Source organism: Moorena sp. SIO3I6 (assembly GCF_010672095.1).
The window spans coordinates 1-1,133 of record NZ_JAAHHU010001613.1; the positions used below are offsets into that span (position 1 = coordinate 1).

At 47.0% G+C, this 1,133-nt stretch carries 2 protein-coding genes and 1 pseudogene; 1 reads left to right on the top strand and 2 read right to left on the bottom strand.

All coding sequences use genetic code 11. The features are described from left to right. A partial coding sequence (locus F6K49_RS51655; protein WP_293110765.1) for a transposase occupies nucleotides 1-529 on the top strand: 529 nt, incomplete at its 5' end. Here F6K49_RS51655 and F6K49_RS51660 read toward each other — a convergent pair. Both F6K49_RS51660 and F6K49_RS54160 read right to left on the bottom strand, forming a co-directional pair. Next, a complete protein-coding gene (locus tag F6K49_RS51660; protein WP_366514381.1) occupies nucleotides 462-1,004 on the bottom strand; it encodes a HEAT repeat domain-containing protein in 543 nt (180 codons plus the stop codon). The genes F6K49_RS51655 and F6K49_RS51660 overlap by 68 nt on opposite strands. 9 nt (nucleotides 1,005-1,013) lie before the next feature. Then, nucleotides 1,014-1,070, bottom strand: a pseudogene (locus tag F6K49_RS54160) (hypothetical protein); the annotation flags it as partial. Nucleotides 1,071-1,133: the final 63 nt, after the last annotated feature.

The following is a 1,133-nucleotide window of genomic DNA, read 5'->3' on the forward strand; positions in this document are numbered from 1 at the left end:
TGCTAACCGTAAGAAAGCTATCAATAGACTAGGCAGGACTCACCTCAAAATAAGTAGGCAACGTGAAGAGCACGCCAAGAGACTGGCGCGCTGCGTAATCCGGTCTAACGATCTGGTCGCCTATGAAAATTTGAGGATAAAAAACTTGGTCAAAAACCATTGTCTTGCCAAGTCTATTAATGATGCAGGTTGGTATCAATTTAGGAAATGGCTAGAGCATTTTGGTAAGAAATTTGGCAGGATAACGGTTGCAGTAAATCCTGCTTATACTAGCCAGAATTGTTCTGAATGCGGTGAAGTTGTGAAGAAGTCGCTATCAACCAGGACTCATGTCTGTAAGTGTGGCTGTAAATTAGACCGCGACCACAACGCCGCAGTCAACATTCTTAATAGAGCTTTGGGTACGGTGGGGCACACCGGAACCTGGATCGTAGATCCGAACTCTTCAGGAGATTTAGCCTCTACTGTTCTTGGTTCCGACCAGGTTCAGCAAGCCGAGTCAATGAATGAAGAATCCCCGCGTCTTTAGACCGGGGAGTGTCAACGTGGCGAAATTTCCATGGATCGGTTAAAAGTTTAGTGATTTGGGGAGCGTAATCTTTAGCTGCTGCTCTCATCTGACCCAGAGCCGATGCCGCACTTGAACGGACATTACTATCTGAGTCCGTTAAACGTTTGGCAATTTCGGGAACGTATTTAGAGGCAGCTGCTCCCATCTGACCCAGAGCCCATGCCGCACTAGAACGGACATTACTATCTAAGTCAGTTAAACGTTTCGCGATTTGGGGAGCGTAGTCTTTAGCCACTCCCATCTGCCCCAGAGCTTTTGCCGCACTACCACTGACATTACCATCTGAGTTGATTAAAAGCTTGGCAATTTTGGGAATGTACTCAGAGGCGGTTGCTCCCATCTTTCCCAGAGCTTTTGCCGCACTATCATGACTATCTTCGTCGGTTAACAGTTCAGCAATTTGGGGAGCGTACTTATAGGCGGCTGACCCCATTTCCCCCAGAGCCCATGCTGCATTAGTAAGGACATCACTATCTGAGTGGGTTAAAAGTTGGGCAATTTGGGGAGCGTACTTATAGGCTCAGTACAGGACAAAAAAGTTGAAAAGAAGAACAGGATGGGG